Here is an 18,027-nt window from a genome sequence, read left to right as displayed (position 1 = left end):
TCCGCCGAAACTGCGCTCTCCTCATCCTTGGCCTTCCCGGGAAGAAGGTTCTCCGTGTAGAAGAACCGCCGGCAGGCCTGCCTAAAACTTCGGGAGCGTTTGAAAAGCCCTCCGAAAAACGTGCTCGTGAAAAGGCCGAGGGTATCAGGCGTGTTCGTAAACTCGCTCGCAAAAAGCTTGAGCGGGAAAGCGGTATTTCGGCCCCCAAGAAGGCGAGGGCTTCTGGTCGCTAGTGTGTTGATTATGGGATGGCCCGCCCTTCCGAAACATCGAGTATGATGCGCCGTCATTGAAGGAAGAGGAGCCGATCCATGACGATTTCAATTTTGGGCATCGCTGGAATGAACAGCGATAGTTCTGCAGTTTCCGATACCGATCGAACGCCAACCGTGTCGCAGCACACACTCCCCCTGCTACCTACTTTCGAACAGGTAGCGGCAGGCGACAACGCCCGTGACGTTCGATCACATCTATCCAAGCGAGAGAGCCGAACCTGTCGCCACGTCAAACAAGTGCATCTGGTTCATATTGAACGACAGTGGCATCGCCGTCTGGGGCTTAGGTCCGCTTTCCGGATCGATGCGAGCGCATAGGTTGGCGTCGCCGATGGAAAAATAGACCATAGTCTCCGGACCGAGAGGCTCTACCAGATCGATCTTCGCCTCAACGTCTGCAAAGCCTGGGCGCCGTTGACGATCGCTAATCGATTCTGGCCGTATACCGAAAATGACTGATTTTCCAGCATGGCACGCATACTCGTTGACGCGCGCATCGGGAACCGGAAGCTCGGCGCCGTCCCCCAGAACGACGGCAACTCCCCTGCTACTCGAAACCAAATGCGCCGGAAGGAGATTCATCGACGGCGAGCCGATGAAGCCGGCGACGAACTGGCTGACCGGGCGGTGATAGAGTTCCTGCGGCGGCCCCGCCTGTTCGATGACGCCGCCATTCATCACCACGACACGGTCGGCCATGGTCATGGCTTCGACCTGGTCGTGAGTGACGTAGACCGTCGTGGTTGGCAGTATCTGGTGCAGCCGCTTGATCTCCGTGCGCATCTGGACCCGGAGCTTCGCATCGAGGTTCGACAGCGGCTCGTCGAAGAGGAAGACCTTTGGATTGCGCACGATCGCCCGCCCCATCGCGACGCGTTGGCGCTGGCCACCGGAAAGCTGGCCCGGACGCCTGCTCAAAAGCCCGCTGATATGCAGCGTTTCGGCGGCCCGGGCGATGCGCGCATCGATCTCGCTTTTCGCCAGTTTCTGCTGCTCCAGGCAGAAAGAGATGTTTTCACGCACCGTCATGTGCGGATAGAGCGCATAGTTCTGGAACACCATGGCGATGTCGCGCTTTCCAGGCCCCAGGCGATTCACGACCTGGTCGCCAATGACGATATCGCCCGCCGTAATATGTTCGAGACCCGCGATCATGCGCAACGTCGTCGACTTTCCACATCCAGACGGACCGACGAAAACCACGAATTCATTGTCTTCAATTTCAAGGCTGATACCCCGGACGGCCTCGTAGATGCCGTAGGATTTGACGACGTTTTTCAGTTCCAGTCGTGCCATCGTTCTCTCCTAGGATTCCTGCAGCCAGATCGCCATCGCTCCGGCCTCGCGATTGGCCCAGAGATGGTAGGGGATCGCCTTGAACGGCCTCTTCTTCAACGCGGGCGGCGCGGTGCGATAAAGCGCATTTTCCCAACCGGCATCCTCAGCCTCGAGCGCTGTGCCCTCGAGAACTGCAGCACCACCGAGAAGCCCTGCGTCGTAGCGAGCCGAAATCTCCGACGTTGCCGGCAGGCGAAGCCGCTGCGGCTCGCCGCCGAGATCGGTCTCCTCGACGCAATAGACGACCGGGCCGCGCCGCAAGGCAACGCGCCCGCCATCTTCGGAGACGGCGGGATGGGCGTAGATACGGTCGACCGGCATCGACAGGCTGATGCGGACTTCGTCGCCGTTCTGCCATTCTCTTATGATCGCCGCATAACCGTTCGTCACGCGTGCGCCGAGATCGACGGCCACACCGTTGACGGAGATCTCAGCGCTCCGGCACCATCCGGGGATGCGCAGATGCAACGTGAAACGGTTTGGCCGCTCAAGCGCAAGCTGCAGCATGATGTCGCCGTCCCAGGGATATTGCGTCTCCTGCTTCAGACGAACGAAAGTGTCTCCGACCATCAGCTCGGCGGAATTGGTGCCATAAAGATGAACGGCGAGCTCACTCTCCTTGGTGGAATAGAAATACTGCCCGAGTGACGTGATGAAGCGGGCGATATTCGTCGGGCAGCAGGGGCAATAATGCCATTTCCAGCGGCGATGCTGCCCGTGGCTTTCCAGCACATTTTCATAGAAGTAGTGCTCGCCGTCGCGTGAGATGCCGGAGAGAGCGCCGTTAAACAGTACGGTTTCCAGCCTGTCGGTGAATTTGCTGTTGAGATCAATCTGGGCCATGCGATGGCTCCAGAAGCCGAGTGCGACCGCGGCGCACGTCTCGGCATAGGCCGTTTCGTTCGGCAGATCGAATTCGCGGGTAAAACCCTCGTTGGATGCGGACGGACCGAGGCCGCCGGTCACATAGAGCTGCCGGCCGACGAGATTGTCGTATAGGCGTGCGCAGGCTGCCTTCAACGCCGGATCGCTGTTCTCGACAGCCAGATCCACCATCGCCGAGAAGAGATACATGGCGCGGACCGCGTGGCCGACCACCTGCTGCTGCTCGCGTACAGGCATGTGAGCCTGGCTGTAGGCATATGTCTTGTAGACGTAATCTTCCGGATCTTCTCCGCGGTTGCGCGCTTCCTCGTCGTAATAGGATGGCATCTGGCCACGTTCGTCGACGAAATAGGTCGCAAGCTTCAGATGCCGGGGATCGCGCGTGACGCGATAAAGCTTGACGAGCGCGAGCTCGATTTCCTCGTGGGCGTCGTAACCCCTGAGCTTGCCGGGCTCTCGGCCGAAGGTATCGATGATGTGATCGACGGCACGGATCATGACATCGAGGAAACGGCCCTTCCCCGTTGCTTCATAGTAAGCGACGGCCCCTTCAAGAAGATGACCCATCGAATACATTTCATGCAGGTCGCGCAGATTGCTCCAGCGCTTTTCCGGCTCACGACGGATGAACCAGCTGTTGAGATAACCATCCGCCATCTGCCCGCTTTCAAGCTTGGCGACGATATCGTCGATCTTCGCCTCGATCTCCGCATTGGGTTGGGCTTTCAGTGTATAGCTCGCAGCCTCGATCCATTTGCCGAAGTCGGAATCGAAGAAATGCTGCATCGACAGGCCGCTCGGCTGGATCGAGCGGACGAGCGGGCCAGCGGGTCTGTCGAAATCGAGCACTTCTAGGAAGCCCTCTTCCTCGAGCCGCTTGTGCTGGGTGGGAATGGTGACGTTGCGAACGGTCTCGCTCCAGCTCTGCCAGAAGCCGCCATCGAAGGCGACGCTGGAATGATCGGCAGGCAGATAACGCTTGAGCCCTGCGGGCAGTGCCGATTGAACACGAGGGGAACTGGACATGATAACTCCTTCAGCGGAACGACCGCTGTCATTTCACGGCGCCGGCTGTCAGGCCGCGCACGTAGTATCGTTGCAAGAGAAGAAAGAGCAGGATGCAGGGGACCATGGTCACGGCAATGCCGGCCTGCAGCGCGCCCCAATCGATGATGCCGTAAATGCCCGAGGAGACGTTGACCAGCATGATCGGTAGGGTGAACTTGTTCTGGTCGGAGAGGAAAATCAGCGCCGCCAGGAACTCGTTCCATGAATTCAGGAAAGCGAACATGGCGATCGTGGCAACTCCGGGCAACGCGATCGGCAGCATGATCCGCCGCAAAATCGTCGCCTGCGAAGCGCCGTCGATCCGCGCCGCCTCGATCAACGCCTTTGGCACCGCATCGAAGGCATTGCGCATCATGAAGACGGAAAAGGGCAGCTGGAACGTCACGTAGATCAGCACCAGCCCGAAGAGATTGTTCTGCAATCGCAAGGCTTTCAGGATCAGGAAGAGCGGCGTGAGGATCGATTGGAACGGGATCATCATCGTCGCCATGATCAGCACGAAGAGCATGGATTGACCCGGAAAGCGGAACTTCGAAAAGCCGTATCCCGCCGGAACCGATATCAGCACCGTCAACAGCACCGTTCCGGTGGCGATCAAGACTGAATTGCCGGCATAGACGTACCAGCCGGCCCCGACATGCTCGAGGCGGCGGTAGTTCTCCAGCGAGAAGGTCTTCGAGAACAATGCCGCTGGATTGGCAAGCGCCTCGGCCGCCGGCTTAAAGGAATTCGCGAAGGACCAGACGATCGGCATCACAAAGAAGACGGCAAAGACAAGAGCCACGAGAATGAAGGCGAGATAGCCGAGCCGCTCGCCCGCGGGCTTGGGCGCAAGCTTGCAGTTTAGCCGGTGCATTAGCCTTCCTCCGGTCGCTGGCGAAGAAAGACGAACTGGATCGTGCTGATCGCTACGAGGACGACGAGAAGCGCAAGCGAGATCGCCGAGCCGTAACCCAGGCGATATGACGAGAAAGACGCGAGATAGATCGAGAACACCGCCGAGATCGTGCTGTTCTCCGGCCCGCCCTGGGTGATGATGAAGAACTGGTCGAAGGCCAGCATCGACGAGGTCACGTTCAGCACGAGCGCCAGCACCACCGAATTTCGCATCAGCGGCAACGTGATCCGGCGGAACCGGCTCCAGACATTGGCACCATCGATCTTGGCAGCCTCTATGACATCATCCGATATGCTCTGCAGACCTGTCAGCAGGATGATCATGGTGAAGCCTGCCGTCTTCCAGACGACCATCAGAATGACGACGCCGAGTGCCGGCCAGAAGCTTTCCAGCGGCCTCGGGGCGCTGTCGATAAGCCCCGCTCCCCGCAGCAGCTGCGCAAAGACGCCGCTGTCTGGATTGAGCAGCCACATCCACAATGTCGATGCGGCTCCGAACCCGATGACGACGGGCATGAAGTAGATCGTGCGGAAGAAGCCGGCAATGCGAAGCGGCCGGTCGACAAGCAGGGCGAGCGGGAAAGCCACCAGGAAGATCGCAGTAGTCACCAGCACGGTGTAGAGCAGCGTGAAACCCAGGGAATGCCAGAGTTGGACGTCGTCGATAAGCTCGGCATAATTGGCAAGGCCGATGAATTTTGTCCGGCCAAGAAGCGGCCAATTGTAGAAACTCATCCAGATTGTCATCACCAGGGGGACGAGGAAAAGTACGACGATGAACAGCAGACCCGGCAGGATGAACGCGAGACCAAGCCACCCCTTCGGTTCGGGCTCTCCGCTGGAGATAGCTCGCGTCTCATTGTGACGCACCGACGATCTCACGGCACTGTCCCCCTTGGTTGATTATCGACATGTTCGGTCAGAAAGGCAGGCGTGTTCAAACGCCCTGCCTAGATCGCAGACGATACCACTCAGTTCGGATTGGTCCGCTTGAGTATGCGGGTGAAATCGGCCTGTGTCTTGACGATCGTTGCATCGACATCGTCGCCGAAGATCGTGCCCTGAATCAGGTTGAGGAAGGGACCGGTGCGGCTGACGAAAAGCTCATCCGAGGAGAAGGTGTAAGGCGTGCGTGCCTTGGCGAGAATGTCGTAGGCGACGAGATTGCGCTTGTCGAATTTCGCATAGGCTTCTGTGGCGAGATCGGTGCGCGACGGCATGCCCGACTCCTGGGTGATGTAGACCTGCTGCTCGGGCTGCATATAGAAATTGACGAAGTCGAGCGCGACCTTCTTCTTTTCCGGGCTGATGCCCTTGATGAGCGCAAGCGTGTCGCCACCCGCAAAGCTCGATTCACCGCCCTTCGCCCCCGGGATCGGCGCGACGTTGAATTTCACATCCGGATATTTGCTGGTGAGCAGGTTCACGATGTAGGAGCCGGTCATCAGGATGCCGACCTTGCCCGAAGCGAACGCTTCGACGGCATTGTTGCCGTTGCCGGAACGGGATGTGGGATGGATCGCGCCCGCCTTCCACATATCGCGGTAAGCCGCGATCGTCTCGCGCAGCGCCGGTGTATCGACGGTTGCTGCACGGCCGTCATCGCTCAGCACGTCGGCATTTGCGGCCCAGAGATGCGGCAGGAAGTCATAGATCAGCCAGCTTCCCGAATTGGCCACGAAATAAAAGCCATAGGTCTCGTTGCCGAGCGCCGTGATCTTCTTGGCGTCAGTGGCGATTTCCTCCAGCGATGCCGGCGCCTTGTTGGGGTCGAGACCAGCCTTGGTGAAGAGATCGGTGTTGTAGGCGATGATCGACGCATCCGGCAGTGCCGGCACGCCGTAGATCTTGCCGTCATAGGTGGCAAGGCGGATATGGGACGGGCTCATCGCCTGCGAATATGGCAGGCCCTTCACAAAGTCGGTGATATCCTCCAGACCATCAGCCGCGGCAAAAGTCGGAAGGTAGATCAGGTCGAGCACGGCGCTATCCGGAGCCGCGCCGCCGGCAATAGCGGCGCCGAGCTTCGGCACCATCTGCTCAGCCGTGATCTGGGTCACGTTGATCTTGTCGGAATGCGATGCGTTGTATTTGTCGGCCAGCCCCTGAAGCACGGCGCCGGACGAGGTGCGCACCCAAAGGGTGATGTCGGTAGCATTGGCAAGCGTCGCGCTGGCCAGAAGCGAAAGCGCAGAAAGCGTCAACTTTAACTTGAACATAGATGTTCCCCTTTTTCTTGCCGCCAGCAGCCTCCCATTGGCGTGTGCAAAACGTTAGTCGACATTTTTTGGTATGTCGACAGTATGTACGCAGCATTTATGAAGGAATCTGATAAAACCTTTTATCATCACGATTATTTCTGCTAAAAGGTTTTATCATATTCGATAGAGGAACCTGCCTTTGGTTGAAAAGGACATACGACGGCGGACGATCCATGACGTGGCCCAGGCAGCCGGGGTCAGCATTTCGACAGCTTCAAATGCCCTGAACGGAACCGGCCGCACCAATGCCGAAACGCGGGAACGCGTTAAACGTGTAGCCAAGGAAATCGGTTTTCGGCCCAATACGCTCGCCCGCGGGCTTCTGAGTAAGCGCAGTCATGCGATCGGCATGCTCACCAACGATACCTATGGAAGGCTGACGCTACCCATGGCTGCCGGTGTGTCGGAAGTGCTCGTCGATCACGGCCTCTCCGTCTTCCTCTGCGCCACCAACAACGACCCGCGCCTAGCGCGCCTGCATCTGGAGGCCCTCCTCGATCGACAGGTAGACGGCATCATCTTCACCGCCACGCGCCTCGATCTCAAGCCGCCGGCTGAACTGGCCAAATTGGCAATTCCTGTCGTCTATGCCTTTGCCGAAGGACCACCCGAGAACATCAGCTTTTTCCCGGACGATGCTCAGGGCGCCCGCCTAGCCGTTGAGCATATGAAAGGACTGGGCCGCTCCCGAATCCTGCATATTACCGGGCCGGAAGATTATCTGGCCGTGCGCATCCGGGCGAAAGCCTATCGCGAGAGCTTCGGTAAGGATGCGGAAGTGCTCTATGGGGACTGGAGCGAGGAATGGGGTCACGAGGCAATCGACACCGTCTTTTCCCGCCCTGGCGAAAAGCCCGATGCCATCTTCTGCGGCAATGACGAGATCGCCCGCGGTGTCATCGATGCCCTTCGCGACATCGATATCGCCGTTCCGAAGGACGTTGCCGTCGTCGGCTTTGACAACTGGGAGGTGATCTCCCGACAAACCAGACCGCCTCTGACAACGGTGGATATGGAATTGAAAGAGATCGGTCGGCGCGCTGGCCTTGCCATCCTCAGTCTGACAAAAGGCGAAACCGTTCCGACAGGCATCACTCGATTGTCATGCCGGCTGGTTGTACGCCAATCTTGCGGCGGCCAGGCTGGCTAAACCTGCCATTGGTCAAACAGTCAACAGCTCGTCAGCTTGCAGTGACTGAAGATCGAATGCTGCAATTGAGGGTCCTGACGGGATACGAACCTGCGACCCCATTCGGACACTGTGGCATATCGTTTACCTATGGAACTTTCTTAGCCCGCTTGGGGATGCTCGCTCTTTCGAAGAGTGTCCGTATAATAATCCAACTCGCATAGCCCACGCAGAAAGATCAAGCGACTTGGGCAATAACTGGCCTATCGCTTCGGCGCTTGGAAACGCAGCTTGGCTTGGATGCCGGCGACCTCAGCGTCCGAGTTCATGCAAATACGCGAGGCGGGCCATCACGCCGGTATTCGTAAAGTCCGTGAAGACGCCGTCGGTGCCGAGTTGGTAGAATTTCAAGAACTCCTGCTGGGGATCGCCGCCATAGTCCGCCGCCAGGTACTTCTTCTCGTTGCGGAAGGTGAAGACATGCACGAACAGGCCGATCTTGTGCGCATCCGCGATGAGCGTGGTGGGCGCCTGTGTCGTCGATAGCGAATATGAGGGCTTGAAGGGCGTTCCGTCGGCATTCTTGTCCGGCCATGCCGTGATCTTGTACGGGATGATCTGCGGCTTCCACGGCCCGATGCCATCGGCATAGGTCTTGATCTCCGCAAGTCCGGCAGGGGTCAGCATGGCATCGAACCAGCGCGGATCACCTGCTACGGTCCAGTCGAAGGGACGGCTGTTAGTGATATCGTCATAGCTCACGGCACCAGTCTTGAAGTCAACGCCGTCGCCGTCGATAAGCTGCACGACCTTCGTTTTCAGGCCATGGCTGACCATATATTTCAGGCTGCCGGGCTCGAAGCTCTGAACGAAGATCGGCGCCTCCTTCGAGTTCAGTCCGTTCTCCTCGATGGCTTTGATCATCGCATCTTCAAGCGGGTGACTGCCGGGCGCGCCGCAACCATTCGCAATGGCCTGCGCATCGTTCCAGGTCGGATTCTTGGTCTCCGGATAGACGGAAATCGTCCGGCCGGTTTCCTTGGTCTTGACCTTGGCAATGTCGATGATGTCCTGCAAGCTCAGGATGGGGAACTTGCCGTTGAACTCCTTCGGCCGCTCGGCAGCGGCGTCGAAAGTGGTGCCGGCGATCCAGGTCTTGAGTTCGGCCAGGGTGAAATCCGAGATCGACCAGTCATTGGTGTGATCTTCACCGTCAACCACCAAAGATTTCAGCACCGATTTTGGATCGGCGGGATTGGTGAGATCGGCCAGATATTCGGCCGGACCGCTGGTCGGTGTCTGCGCCCATTTGACCTTGACCATGACGCCGGGCACCGTGCGCTTGCGAGCAGCGACGTCCGCATTGGTCTTGGCGACCTCCGCCACATTGGTGTTGTCGCTAAGCCAGGGATTATGGCGTGCGACCAGCTGGCAATCCTTGGTGAGGTGAATATCCTCTTCCAGGGCGTCCGTGCCGAGGGCAGCGGCCATATCATAGGAGGCTAACGTTTCCTCGGGCATCAGGCCTGGAAGCCCACGGTGGCCTATCACCAGCGGCTGCTTGCCGTCGAGCGTCAGGAAGGGCTTGGCATTTGCCGGCGAAGAAGTGTCCTGCGCGCGAACCGGCAAGGCGAGGCACAATGCCAAGATGGCGACGCCGACCAGCTGGTAGCCAGCTCTGGTATCGTGTTTCATCATCATCCCCGTTCAATGATTGACGATTAGGCGCTTAACCGCGCCACGGCTACCTGCATCACACAGCTGTGTAACGACCGAATGACGACTCCTACTGAGGGCTCCATCAGCCTCCATATCTCCGATGGCGAAGAAAAAAGTGAACACGAACGGCTCAAGCAATTCGTCCAGGTCGCCTGCTCTGACCAGGCGCGCGATTGGGCGCCATGATTCCATAGCTGCTGCTCGCAGCTCGCGATGGTGGGCGGATGGAATAGCGTAGCGGGGAACGTCAAGGAGCTTGGCGATCGGGTCGTTGATGGAAACGAAACGCTGAAGCAGTCGCGCCAACTTGAAGCGCTTCATGATCCTCTTCCGTTATCGGACGGGTTGATGAGAATTCTCCGCCCGATTGTTTGGGCCCTTATGCGAGCGATGCTCGGTTAACGTTAGAGTGCCCTTTCCAGCATGTCGCCCAGCCTCTGAGGGCCGTCAGACAACTCTTCCTGCCACGGAAAGGTAGTGGGCCTCGGACAGTGTCCGAGGCCCGCATGATTATCGTGTCAAGTCGAGCGCCGCACTCAGGTCGCCCATGGGCGCCTCGTCGTTGTTCCGCAGCGCCTTGTCACGGGCGACTAGACCCGGCAGGACGGGCAAATCATAGCGGGCGGTGATAAAGCGCAAGATGGACGTCGTGTCATATTGCGTGTGATCGACCATGCCGATCCGTGCAAAGGGGGAAATGATGAATGCGGGAATCCGGTTGCCCGGACCCCAACGGTCCGCCTTCGGAGGAGCGACGTGATCCCAGAACCCGCCGTTCTCGTCGTAAGTGACGACCACCAACATATGGCCCCACTGCGGGCTCTTTTCGAGATGAGAAACAATATCGGCGAGATGCTGATCGCCACTTGAAACGTCGGCGTAACCGCTGTGCTCGGTCAGATTTCCCTGAGGTTTATAGAACGTGACCGGAGGAAGCTTGCCGTCATCGATGTCCTTGATGAAGGCTGTGCCGCTGAGGCCTCCGTCCCTGAGATGCTGGGCGCGAGCCGGAGTACCGGGTGCATAGGCGGCGAAATAGTTGAATGGCTGGTGGTGGAACTGGAAGTTCGGCACCGGCGTCGCATTCTTCCCATCAAGGGTCGCCTGCCATGCTCCGGCATACCATGCCCAATCGATGCCTTTCAGCGTCAGAAGATCGCCGATCGTGACGTCGTGCTGCGGCGGCAAGGTTGTCGGCAGACTGGGGTCCGCAAAGGACGTATCGCCGCCAGCAACGGGAGGATTGGCGCTCGGCTCATATGGCGGCTGCATCGTGTTGACGGCGTGAAAGTCGGGCGTGAGATTGCCGTCGGATACAAATTTCGGCGCGCCCTCCAAAGCCGATTTGGGCGCGTTCTCGACCACAGTCAGTGAAACGCCATCCGCGTCTACCTTGGCGATGGTCGGCTTTGCCGGACTCTTGTCGGCATCCGGGAAAACAGGGACGCAAGCGCAGGCCAGCTGGAAGTGGTTCAGAAACGAACCACCGAATGCTCCCTGGAAGAAATTGTCGGCAAGAACGTATTTCTTTGCAATCTGCCACATGGGCAGATTGGAACCGTCGTAGTGGCCCATGACGAGGCCGCCGGAATCCGCCCAGGCGACGAACTTGTCATTCCTGCCACCATCGATCTGCATCTGCTCTGCTTTGGTGCACGGATCATTTAGCGAAGTTGGAATATGGAACCGCGATCGAAACAGTCCAGTGCCATCATCATGCCCTTTAAACATAAAGCCGCCTGCCGTCATCGTATTGGCAAGATGAAATTCAAGGTGACGAACTGGGCGGAATATGAGGCAGGCCTTCGCCGGCGCGGCAGCCTGACACTGTGGATGACGCCAGAAGCTCTGTCGTCCTGGCAGGCACTGAAGCGGACAACGCGCGGTGGCCAGCCACGCTATTCAGATCTGGCGATCGAGACCGCCCTAACACTGGGCCTCGTATTTGGCCTGCGGCTGCGCCAGACGGAGGGCTTGCTGGCATCGGTGTTGACGCTGATGCGACTGGACCTCGCCGTCCCTGATCATACGACGCTGAGCCGACGTGCAAGGGCATGGCGATTGGTTGACAGGCGGGCGGGCCGCAAAATTCCGACGAAAGAGGCCGTTCACGTCCTGATCGACAGCACTGGGCTCGAAGTCTACGGCGCCGGCCAGTGGCTGGAGGAGAAGCATGGCGCCAAATCCCGTCGGGCTTGGCGCAAATTGCATTTGGCGTTGGACGCCGACAACGGGGAGATTATCGCCCACGTCATGACCGATCAAGATGCGGGCGACGCTTCGCAGGTGGAGCCGCTGCTCGATCAGATCGACGGACCGATTGGCCAGTTGACGGCCGATGGTGCCTATGATGGTGAGCCGACCTACGACACCGTTACCAATCACAGCGCTGATGCCGCCGTGGTCATTCCACCGAGATCCAACGCGATCAACCGCTCGGACGCAGGGATCGCCAGCCAGCGCGACCAGCATATCGCGGCGATCAACAGAGACGGGCGGATGAAGTGGCAAGCAGCGACCGGCTATGGCAAGCGGTCGCTCGTCGAAACTGCTATCGGGCGCTACAAGTCGATCATCGGACACCGGCTTCGGGCACGATCCTTCGGCGCGCAGGAGACGGAAGTTGCCATTGGCTGCGCCATACTCAATCGCATGCTTGCGTGTGCACGCCCGAAATCCGTCCGGTGCAAGACAGCTACGGCATAGCCACAGCGTCAAAGATCGAAATCCAACCAAACCGCGACCCGTGCACCAAGGCCGCAAATGACCCCTTTCTGCCTTGCCAGACAAAGATTCTGGAAATATCAATGTCCCGACAATCGGAATGGAAATCTCCGCTGAATTCTCGAGGTCCGTGGTTCTTCCGCGTCTATCGCAAGGGATTTAAGATAGGCTATCGTGAGACATGTCTTCAGACATGATTGGCTCGTCAGCAGAAATTCGAAATCACGCATGAAGCATCGTCCTGCCGTTCTCTCTATCTCTCTCGTTATTGCAGTCATAATCATGAGCTCATTCGCCAGCCGCTCTGCTTTGGGGCTGGTCGTTAGAGCCTGCGAGATTAACTCTACCCTGACGGGATCGCCGTATCCGTGCCTCAAAGTAGTCCAGGCGCAGGATCCGTTGTCCGCCTACGCCATTCTTCGCGAGCCGACTGACAAAGAGCGAACCATTCTTGCGCCGCTAGACGATGTGCCCGGCATCGAAGACCCTCGCCTTCTAGTGGCCGGAGCGCCGAACTATTTTGACGCAGCGTGGAGAGAGCGATCAGCCGCAATCGGCCTGCACGCATGGAAGGTTTCGCCACAGGATTTTGCGCTAGCGATAAACCCTGCCAGTTGGCGCACGCAAGATCGTCTTCATGTACACATGGGATGCGAGACACCTCGCTTTCGCGCGTTGCTGAAGACCCATGCGACAGAGATTGGAAGCGGCCGGTTTACAAACTTGAGGACCAAAGCCGGTTGGTGGGCAACATTCCATCCGGCCGATGACCTCTCAAATTTAAACCCGTTGAAGGTTGTCGCAGACGGTGTTGATGGAGCCCGCTCAAATATGAAAAACGTAGTCGTTGGCGTCTTTGGCTCCACATTGTCGGACGGGCGGCATGGCTTCTATATTCTGGCGAGAATAATCGGAGCAAACAAATCCCACGGGTCCGCAGAGGATATGATTGATCCCAAGTGCCAACCCTAGGGCGGTCATATGGAGATCGCATGTTCCTATCCGGCATGCTGCAAACTTCGCGCATGGATAAGGGCAACTTCATCTGCATGGACTTCCAATGAGCATACACATGAATTCCGCAGTCTCAAAAGAGGTGGAAAATTAGTATCAACGGAGACGTCAACGCAAGCCATGATGCTGCTGTGAATCTTCTTGCCGACCGGTTCTCCGTTCAACTGTCATTCCCTAGTATGGACGAGTTGCTGTCTTCGATTTCGTGATATCGGTGCCACGAACCAGGAGAATCTCGAATGCCTCACGACGTCCTCATCACCGGTCCCGAAGACGCCGCGGTCACCGTCGTTCTCGCCCACGGGGCGGGTGGCGCAATGGACACGAAGTGGATGGAAACCGTGTCCGCGGCGCTTTCCGAGAAAGGCTTACGGGTCGTCCGGTTCGAGTTCGATTATATGTCAGCACGACGGTCTTCCGGAAAGCGGTCGCCACCGCCCCGCGCAGAACTCCTGAAGCAAGAATTCGAAGCAGTGATCGACGAACTCGATTTGGGAGGAACAGTCATCGCCGGGGGGAAATCAATGGGCGGCCGCGTGGCGAGCATGATCGCGGATGATCTTCGCGATGAGGGAAAAGTTTCCGGACTGCTTTGCCTTGGATACCCGTTCCATCCGATTGGGAAGCCTGGCAGTCTGCGGACCGCTCATCTGGAGGAGATGAAGACGCCTACCCTCATTTGCCAGGGAACTCGCGACTTATTCGGATCGCGGGAGGAAGTCTCCGGCTACATGCTCTCCGAAAGGATCGAAATTCTCTGGCTTGAAGACGGAGACCATGACTTCCAGCCGCGGAAAGCCGTGTCCGGTATCACGGCAGCGGAGCATGTCGCGACCGTCGCCGATCACGTGGCGCGATGGGCGGCGACGTTGCGTTAGTCAGCATCGTCGGCTTCGCATTCGCCCAATCCGCAACCGAAAAGACAAGCCTCAAAAACGAATATGTCACATTCGTTGAGCACCGCTAGACTGCAACTTCTCAAGAATACGCTCGCCGGAAACACTGCACTAGCTTTCAGCGCAGATTGTCATTCCACTCTCCATAGAGCTAAAGATCTCATTGCGGACGATGTCGATGATGGCATATTTCTCAGCCTGGTAGTTCCTGTATTCCAGCACAAAATTGCGAGAGATCCAGAAACTACTTTTCCCCGGTACCCCTACCCAACCCAAGCTACCAAGTTCAGCTGCAGACCTAAACAAACGTTTCAAATGTGTCCGAGAGATCATGAACTGGCTCTGTAGCGCCTGCATGGAAACCGGTCCGATAACGATCCTATCTGACAGGGAGCCTGTCAGGTTTATGCACGAGATGAGAAAGTCCATCACTAACCCGCCGGACGTTGCAAAATTGAATAGATTGAACGTTGGCCCCAGATTTCTCAGATTCTTGCTTTCCACTATCCTTTTGGCAATATGTGGCTGCATCTTCCAGATGGCTGCCACATCAAGCGCTGCTTCCGCAATTCGACTGCCGCCGTCCAATGTGTCCAGCACATGAAGATGTGTATATAACCACTTACCCATGTACTCATATGTTATCTCTGTTGGTTCGAGAAGAGTGATGCGCCGATCCTGGCCGTGAAGTACGGGCTGGACGAACTTGTAAGCCATCATCTCTTTGAGAAATGCCACTGCGGTATTATGGCTCGCTATATTGTACCTGTCTGCAAATTCCGTAAGGCGGCTACTATAAAGCCCCGGCATGAGATCACCGGGGTAGCCAAGATGTAGAGCGAAGGCAGAATGAGCTAATAGCCACCTTTGCTGAGAGGCCAAGATGGACGCGATGCGCGGATTCTCGACGTAGATGGCGATCAGGTCGTGGGCGCCCTGCAATATAGCTGATAAGAAACGATCATCTTGCTTAAGCTCGTCTACCGTAAATGCCATAGATATCCTAAATAGCCCGGAAGATGAGTCCCTATTAATACTTCTGATAGTATATTGAAAGGATCGATCAAGCTTATGTATTTGCTGGATCACGATTGACCGAAATTATGCCTGTCGGCCGAACAAATTAAAGCTGCGGCTACCCCCGGTTTCCTGAACAAGAGGCAAATAAAAGCTTCTTGAACGCGACTTTTGGTTCGGCCATCATGCAGTTGTCTCTATGGTGACTAGAGTTCGTGACGTGCCTGAAGATACCATTGCGCGAACGCTTTTACTCCTACGTTCAAGCCCGTTTCAGGCTTATAGCCGGTGAGAGCGAATAGAAGGTCGGGGCTGGCAAAAGTTCTAGGTACATCCCCCTTTTGCATCGGTAGCATTAAACGCTTTGCCTTACGCTTGAGCGCCATCTCAACCGTGTCAACGAAATCTAATAAGCTTACAGGCTGACCACCGCCTATATTCACGACGCGGAATGGCGCCTCGAGTGAAAGCGTCTCGACATTGTGGTCTGGGACGCGGTTGGCCTCCGCCGGGACTACTTGCGACAGACGGATAATAGACTCCACCAGATCATCAATGTAGGTAAAGTCTCGGCTCATCTTGCCCTCGCCATAAATCTCGATCGGCTCGTCTTCCAGGATATTCTTGACGAATTTGAAGAGTGCCATGTCGGGGCGGCCCCATGGGCCATAAACCGTAAAAAAACGAAATGCCGTCGTCGGAATTTTGTAAAGGTGCGAATAGCTGTGTGCCATAAGCTCCATCGACTTCTTTGTGGCCGCATAGAAGGTCAGCGGCTCGTCAGCGCGATCGGTTTCACGAAACGGGACGGTCGGATTCGCACCATAGACTGATGAAGTTGAAGCCAGCATGAGATGGCTGACGTTGAACCTCTTGGCGATTTCCAGAATGTTCCAAGACCCTTCGAGGTTCGAGTTCAAATAGGCTCTCGGGTTTTCAAGGCTATAGCGCACGCCTGCCTGAGCTGCGAGATGAACGATCACGTCGGGTTCAGCAATTCCAGCGGCGTCTTCAAGCGCTTGGCTATCCTCCAGCATGGCAGTCACCGCTCGGAACGCCGGAAACTGCGCCAGCGCGGCATTGCGCATGTGCTTTAGCTTGATGTTGTAATAGTGCGTCATTCCATCAAAGCCGGTCACCTCATGTCCATCCTCCAGTAAGCGTCGAGCAAGATGGAAGCCAATGAAGCCGGCGGTCCCCGTGATAAAGTATTTCATATCTATTCCCTTTAATTTCTTTTTCCGACAGCGAAGTAGCGGAAGCCATGCCTCGTGACTTCATCGGTTGGATAGATATTCCGCAGGTCAACGAGAACGGGATTTTGCATCAGCTCTTTAAGACGATTGAAATCGAGCGCGCGAAATTCGTCCCATTCCGTCACCAGCACAATGGCATCGGCGCCAGCCGCGATGTCATAGGGGTTTTTGCCGTAGGTGACGGGACCCAGCACGCCCCGAGCAGCATCCATGCCCTCGGGGTCGTAAACGTGAACACTGGCGCCTCCGTCGAGGAGTGCCTGAACGATGGTAATCGACGGGGCATCGCGCATATCGTCTGTGTTGGGCTTGAAGGTGAGACCAAGGATCGCGATCTTCTTGGCACGCACGCTGCCATCACAAGCGGCAATAACCTTGCGGCCCATGGCGCGTTTGCGATTGTCATTGATAGAGACTGTCGTTTCGATGAGGCGAACGGGGCTGCCGAAGTCCTGCGCAGTCTTTACGAGCGCAAGCGTATCTTTGGGGAAGCAAGAACCACCATAGCCGGGGCCAGCGTGCAGGAACTTGTCGCCGATGCGCTTATCCATCCCGATGCCCTTAGCGACTTTTTGTACATCCGCACCGATTTGTTCACAAAGGTCGGCAATCTCGTTAATGAAGGTGATTTTCATCGCGAGAAAGGCATTCGCTGCGTACTTAATCAGCTCAGAGGTCCGACGTTCGCAGAAATAGAGCGGCGCTTCATTCAAATAGAGCGGCCGATAAACTTCACGCATGATCTGTGTCGCGCGTGCGTCCTCTGTGCCGATAACAATACGATCCGGGCGCTTGAAATCCGTGATGGCCGCGCCCTCGCGAAGAAATTCAGGATTAGAGACTACGGCAATCTCCTGTTCGGGAAATTCCTCGCGGAAGATGCGCTCAATCTCGTCTCCCGTGCCAACCGGCACCGTCGATTTGGTGACGACCACTGTAAAGCCGCTCACCGCGGCGGCGATCTCCCGCGCGGCGGCATACACGTAGGTCAAATCAGCATGGCCGTCGCCACGGCGCGACGGCGTGCCAACCGCAATGAACACAACGTCGGCTTCAGCGACAGAGCGGGCGAGTTCCTTGGAAAAGTGGAGGCGTCCCGCTTTCCGATTTTGCTCGATAATCATATCGAGACCTGGCTCGAAAATGGGAACCTCGCCGGCCTCAAGCGCATCGATTTTTGCTACGGACTTGTCAACGCAGGTGACATGATGCCCAAAATCGGCAAGGCAGGCGCCAGATACCAGGCCAACATAGCCTGAGCCTATCATCACAATACGCATGCAACCTCTCTTTTTAATTTTGATAAGAACGTGATTTGAAACTAGTGACGACCGAATTCGTCGACGAGGCGGATGATATCGTCTTCGCCGAAATAGGAGCCCGTCTGCACTTCGATCAGCTCCAGCAGAATCTTGCCGGGATTGGAAAGGCGGTGCACTTCGCCGAGCGGGATATAGACCGATTCGTTTTCGCGCAGCATCTGCACGTTCTCTCCGACCGTCACTTCCGCCGTGCCCTTGACGACGACCCAGTGCTCGGAGCGATGGT

At 57.0% G+C, this 18,027-nt stretch carries 15 protein-coding genes and 2 pseudogenes; 5 read left to right on the top strand and 12 right to left on the bottom strand.

The genetic code is table 11. The features are described 5' to 3' along the window. Window positions 1-23: 23 nt before the first annotated feature. Window positions 24-233, top strand: coding sequence for a hypothetical protein (locus JTP94_RS35360; protein ID WP_409456590.1), 210 nt, complete (start codon window positions 24-26; stop codon window positions 231-233). Between the two features lie 237 nt (window positions 234-470). Here the strand turns inward: JTP94_RS35360 and JTP94_RS07010 are convergent, their stop codons facing one another. The 5 genes from JTP94_RS07010 to JTP94_RS06990 form a co-directional block, all read right to left on the bottom strand. Continuing rightward, on the bottom strand, window positions 471-1,571 hold the full coding sequence (locus JTP94_RS07010; protein ID WP_204849818.1) for an ABC transporter ATP-binding protein: 1,101 nt from the start codon (window positions 1,569-1,571) through the stop codon (window positions 471-473). A gap of 9 nt (window positions 1,572-1,580) precedes the next feature. Further along, complete coding sequence (locus tag JTP94_RS07005) at window positions 1,581-3,524, bottom strand: glycoside hydrolase family 127 protein (RefSeq protein ID WP_204849817.1); 1,944 nt, start codon at window positions 3,522-3,524, stop codon at window positions 1,581-1,583. Between the two features lie 28 nt (window positions 3,525-3,552). Next, window positions 3,553-4,422, bottom strand: a complete 870-nt coding sequence (locus tag JTP94_RS07000) for a carbohydrate ABC transporter permease (RefSeq protein ID WP_204849816.1) — start codon at window positions 4,420-4,422, stop codon at window positions 3,553-3,555. After that, a complete protein-coding gene (locus JTP94_RS06995; RefSeq protein WP_271023465.1) occupies window positions 4,422-5,345 on the bottom strand; it encodes a carbohydrate ABC transporter permease in 924 nt (307 codons plus the stop codon). Before JTP94_RS06995 ends, JTP94_RS07000 begins: the two co-directional genes overlap by 1 nt. Window positions 5,346-5,434: 89 nt before the next feature. After that, window positions 5,435-6,682 carry a sugar ABC transporter substrate-binding protein gene (locus JTP94_RS06990; protein WP_204849815.1) on the bottom strand — a complete coding sequence of 416 codons (1,248 nt, stop codon included), beginning with the start codon at window positions 6,680-6,682 and terminating at the stop codon, window positions 5,435-5,437. A 181-nt stretch (window positions 6,683-6,863) separates the two neighbouring features. On the opposite strand from JTP94_RS06990, the gene JTP94_RS06985 reads away from it, so the two are divergent. Continuing rightward, window positions 6,864-7,874: a LacI family DNA-binding transcriptional regulator gene (locus JTP94_RS06985; RefSeq protein ID WP_204849814.1), complete on the top strand. Its 1,011-nt coding sequence runs from the start codon at window positions 6,864-6,866 to the stop codon at window positions 7,872-7,874. 291 nt (window positions 7,875-8,165) lie between these two features. On the opposite strand, the gene JTP94_RS06980 is transcribed toward JTP94_RS06985, so the two are convergent. The 3 genes and pseudogenes from JTP94_RS06980 to acpA all read right to left on the bottom strand — a co-directional run. Next, window positions 8,166-9,548 carry a glycerophosphodiester phosphodiesterase family protein gene (locus tag JTP94_RS06980; RefSeq protein WP_204849813.1) on the bottom strand — a complete coding sequence of 461 codons (1,383 nt, stop codon included), beginning with the start codon at window positions 9,546-9,548 and terminating at the stop codon, window positions 8,166-8,168. A gap of 296 nt (window positions 9,549-9,844) precedes the next feature. Continuing rightward, window positions 9,845-9,968, bottom strand: a pseudogene (locus tag JTP94_RS35355) (IS6 family transposase); the annotation flags it as partial. A gap of 114 nt (window positions 9,969-10,082) precedes the next feature. Further along, window positions 10,083-11,216: pseudogene (gene acpA / locus JTP94_RS06970) on the bottom strand (acid phosphatase); the annotation flags it as partial. Between the two features lie 72 nt (window positions 11,217-11,288). On the opposite strand from acpA, the gene JTP94_RS06965 reads away from it, so the two are divergent. The 3 genes from JTP94_RS06965 (at window position 11,289) to JTP94_RS06955 (ending at window position 14,188) form a co-directional block, all read left to right on the top strand. After that, window positions 11,289-12,278 (top strand): IS5 family transposase, encoded by a 990-nt coding sequence (locus JTP94_RS06965; RefSeq protein ID WP_204849812.1) that lies wholly within the window; start codon window positions 11,289-11,291, stop codon window positions 12,276-12,278. A 246-nt stretch (window positions 12,279-12,524) separates the two neighbouring features. Beyond that, window positions 12,525-13,268 carry a CDP-diacylglycerol diphosphatase gene (locus tag JTP94_RS06960; RefSeq protein WP_204849811.1) on the top strand — a complete coding sequence of 248 codons (744 nt, stop codon included), beginning with the start codon at window positions 12,525-12,527 and terminating at the stop codon, window positions 13,266-13,268. 281 nt (window positions 13,269-13,549) lie between these two features. After that, entirely contained in the window at window positions 13,550-14,188 is a 639-nt protein-coding gene (locus JTP94_RS06955) for an alpha/beta fold hydrolase (protein WP_204849810.1), read from the top strand. Between the two features lie 129 nt (window positions 14,189-14,317). Here JTP94_RS06955 and JTP94_RS06950 read toward each other — a convergent pair whose 3' ends face one another. The 4 genes from JTP94_RS06950 to JTP94_RS06935 form a co-directional block, all read right to left on the bottom strand. Continuing rightward, complete coding sequence (locus tag JTP94_RS06950; protein WP_204849809.1) at window positions 14,318-15,202, bottom strand: hypothetical protein; 885 nt, start codon at window positions 15,200-15,202, stop codon at window positions 14,318-14,320. Between the two features lie 227 nt (window positions 15,203-15,429). Then, window positions 15,430-16,440, bottom strand: a complete 1,011-nt coding sequence (locus JTP94_RS06945) for an NAD-dependent epimerase/dehydratase family protein (RefSeq protein ID WP_204849808.1) — start codon at window positions 16,438-16,440, stop codon at window positions 15,430-15,432. An 11-nt stretch (window positions 16,441-16,451) separates the two neighbouring features. Then, window positions 16,452-17,759 (bottom strand): UDP-glucose/GDP-mannose dehydrogenase family protein, encoded by a 1,308-nt coding sequence (locus tag JTP94_RS06940; protein WP_204849807.1) that lies wholly within the window; start codon window positions 17,757-17,759, stop codon window positions 16,452-16,454. A 41-nt stretch (window positions 17,760-17,800) separates the two neighbouring features. Next, on the bottom strand, window positions 17,801-18,027 hold a 227-nt coding region (locus JTP94_RS06935), incomplete at its 5' end, for a cupin domain-containing protein (protein ID WP_204849806.1).

Origin of the sequence: Martinezella lusitana (genome assembly GCF_016901135.1) — a bacterium.
GTDB classification, from domain to species: Bacteria; Pseudomonadota; Alphaproteobacteria; order Rhizobiales; family Rhizobiaceae; genus Rhizobium; species Rhizobium lusitanum_D.
This window is presented reverse-complemented; position numbering and strand designations above follow the sequence as displayed.

Excerpts from the sequence above, each read along its gene's own strand:
- JTP94_RS06955 (WP_204849810.1), top strand. The coding sequence starts at position 13,550 with ATGCCTCACGACGTCCTCATCACCGGTCCCGAAGACGCCGCGGTCACC.
- JTP94_RS07000 (WP_204849816.1), bottom strand. The coding sequence starts at position 4,422 with ATGCACCGGCTAAACTGCAAGCTTGCGCCCAAGCCCGCGGGCGAGCGG.
- JTP94_RS06950 (WP_204849809.1), bottom strand. The coding sequence starts at position 15,202 with ATGGCATTTACGGTAGACGAGCTTAAGCAAGATGATCGTTTCTTATCA.
- JTP94_RS07010 (WP_204849818.1), bottom strand. The coding sequence starts at position 1,571 with ATGGCACGACTGGAACTGAAAAACGTCGTCAAATCCTACGGCATCTAC.
- JTP94_RS06960 (WP_204849811.1), top strand. The coding sequence starts at position 12,525 with ATGAAGCATCGTCCTGCCGTTCTCTCTATCTCTCTCGTTATTGCAGTC.
- JTP94_RS06965 (WP_204849812.1), top strand. The coding sequence starts at position 11,289 with ATGCCCTTTAAACATAAAGCCGCCTGCCGTCATCGTATTGGCAAGATG.
- JTP94_RS06980 (WP_204849813.1), bottom strand. The coding sequence starts at position 9,548 with ATGAAACACGATACCAGAGCTGGCTACCAGCTGGTCGGCGTCGCCATC.
- JTP94_RS06945 (WP_204849808.1), bottom strand. The coding sequence starts at position 16,440 with ATGAAATACTTTATCACGGGGACCGCCGGCTTCATTGGCTTCCATCTT.
- JTP94_RS06990 (WP_204849815.1), bottom strand. The coding sequence starts at position 6,682 with ATGTTCAAGTTAAAGTTGACGCTTTCTGCGCTTTCGCTTCTGGCCAGC.
- JTP94_RS07005 (WP_204849817.1), bottom strand. The coding sequence starts at position 3,524 with ATGTCCAGTTCCCCTCGTGTTCAATCGGCACTGCCCGCAGGGCTCAAG.
- JTP94_RS06940 (WP_204849807.1), bottom strand. The coding sequence starts at position 17,759 with ATGCGTATTGTGATGATAGGCTCAGGCTATGTTGGCCTGGTATCTGGC.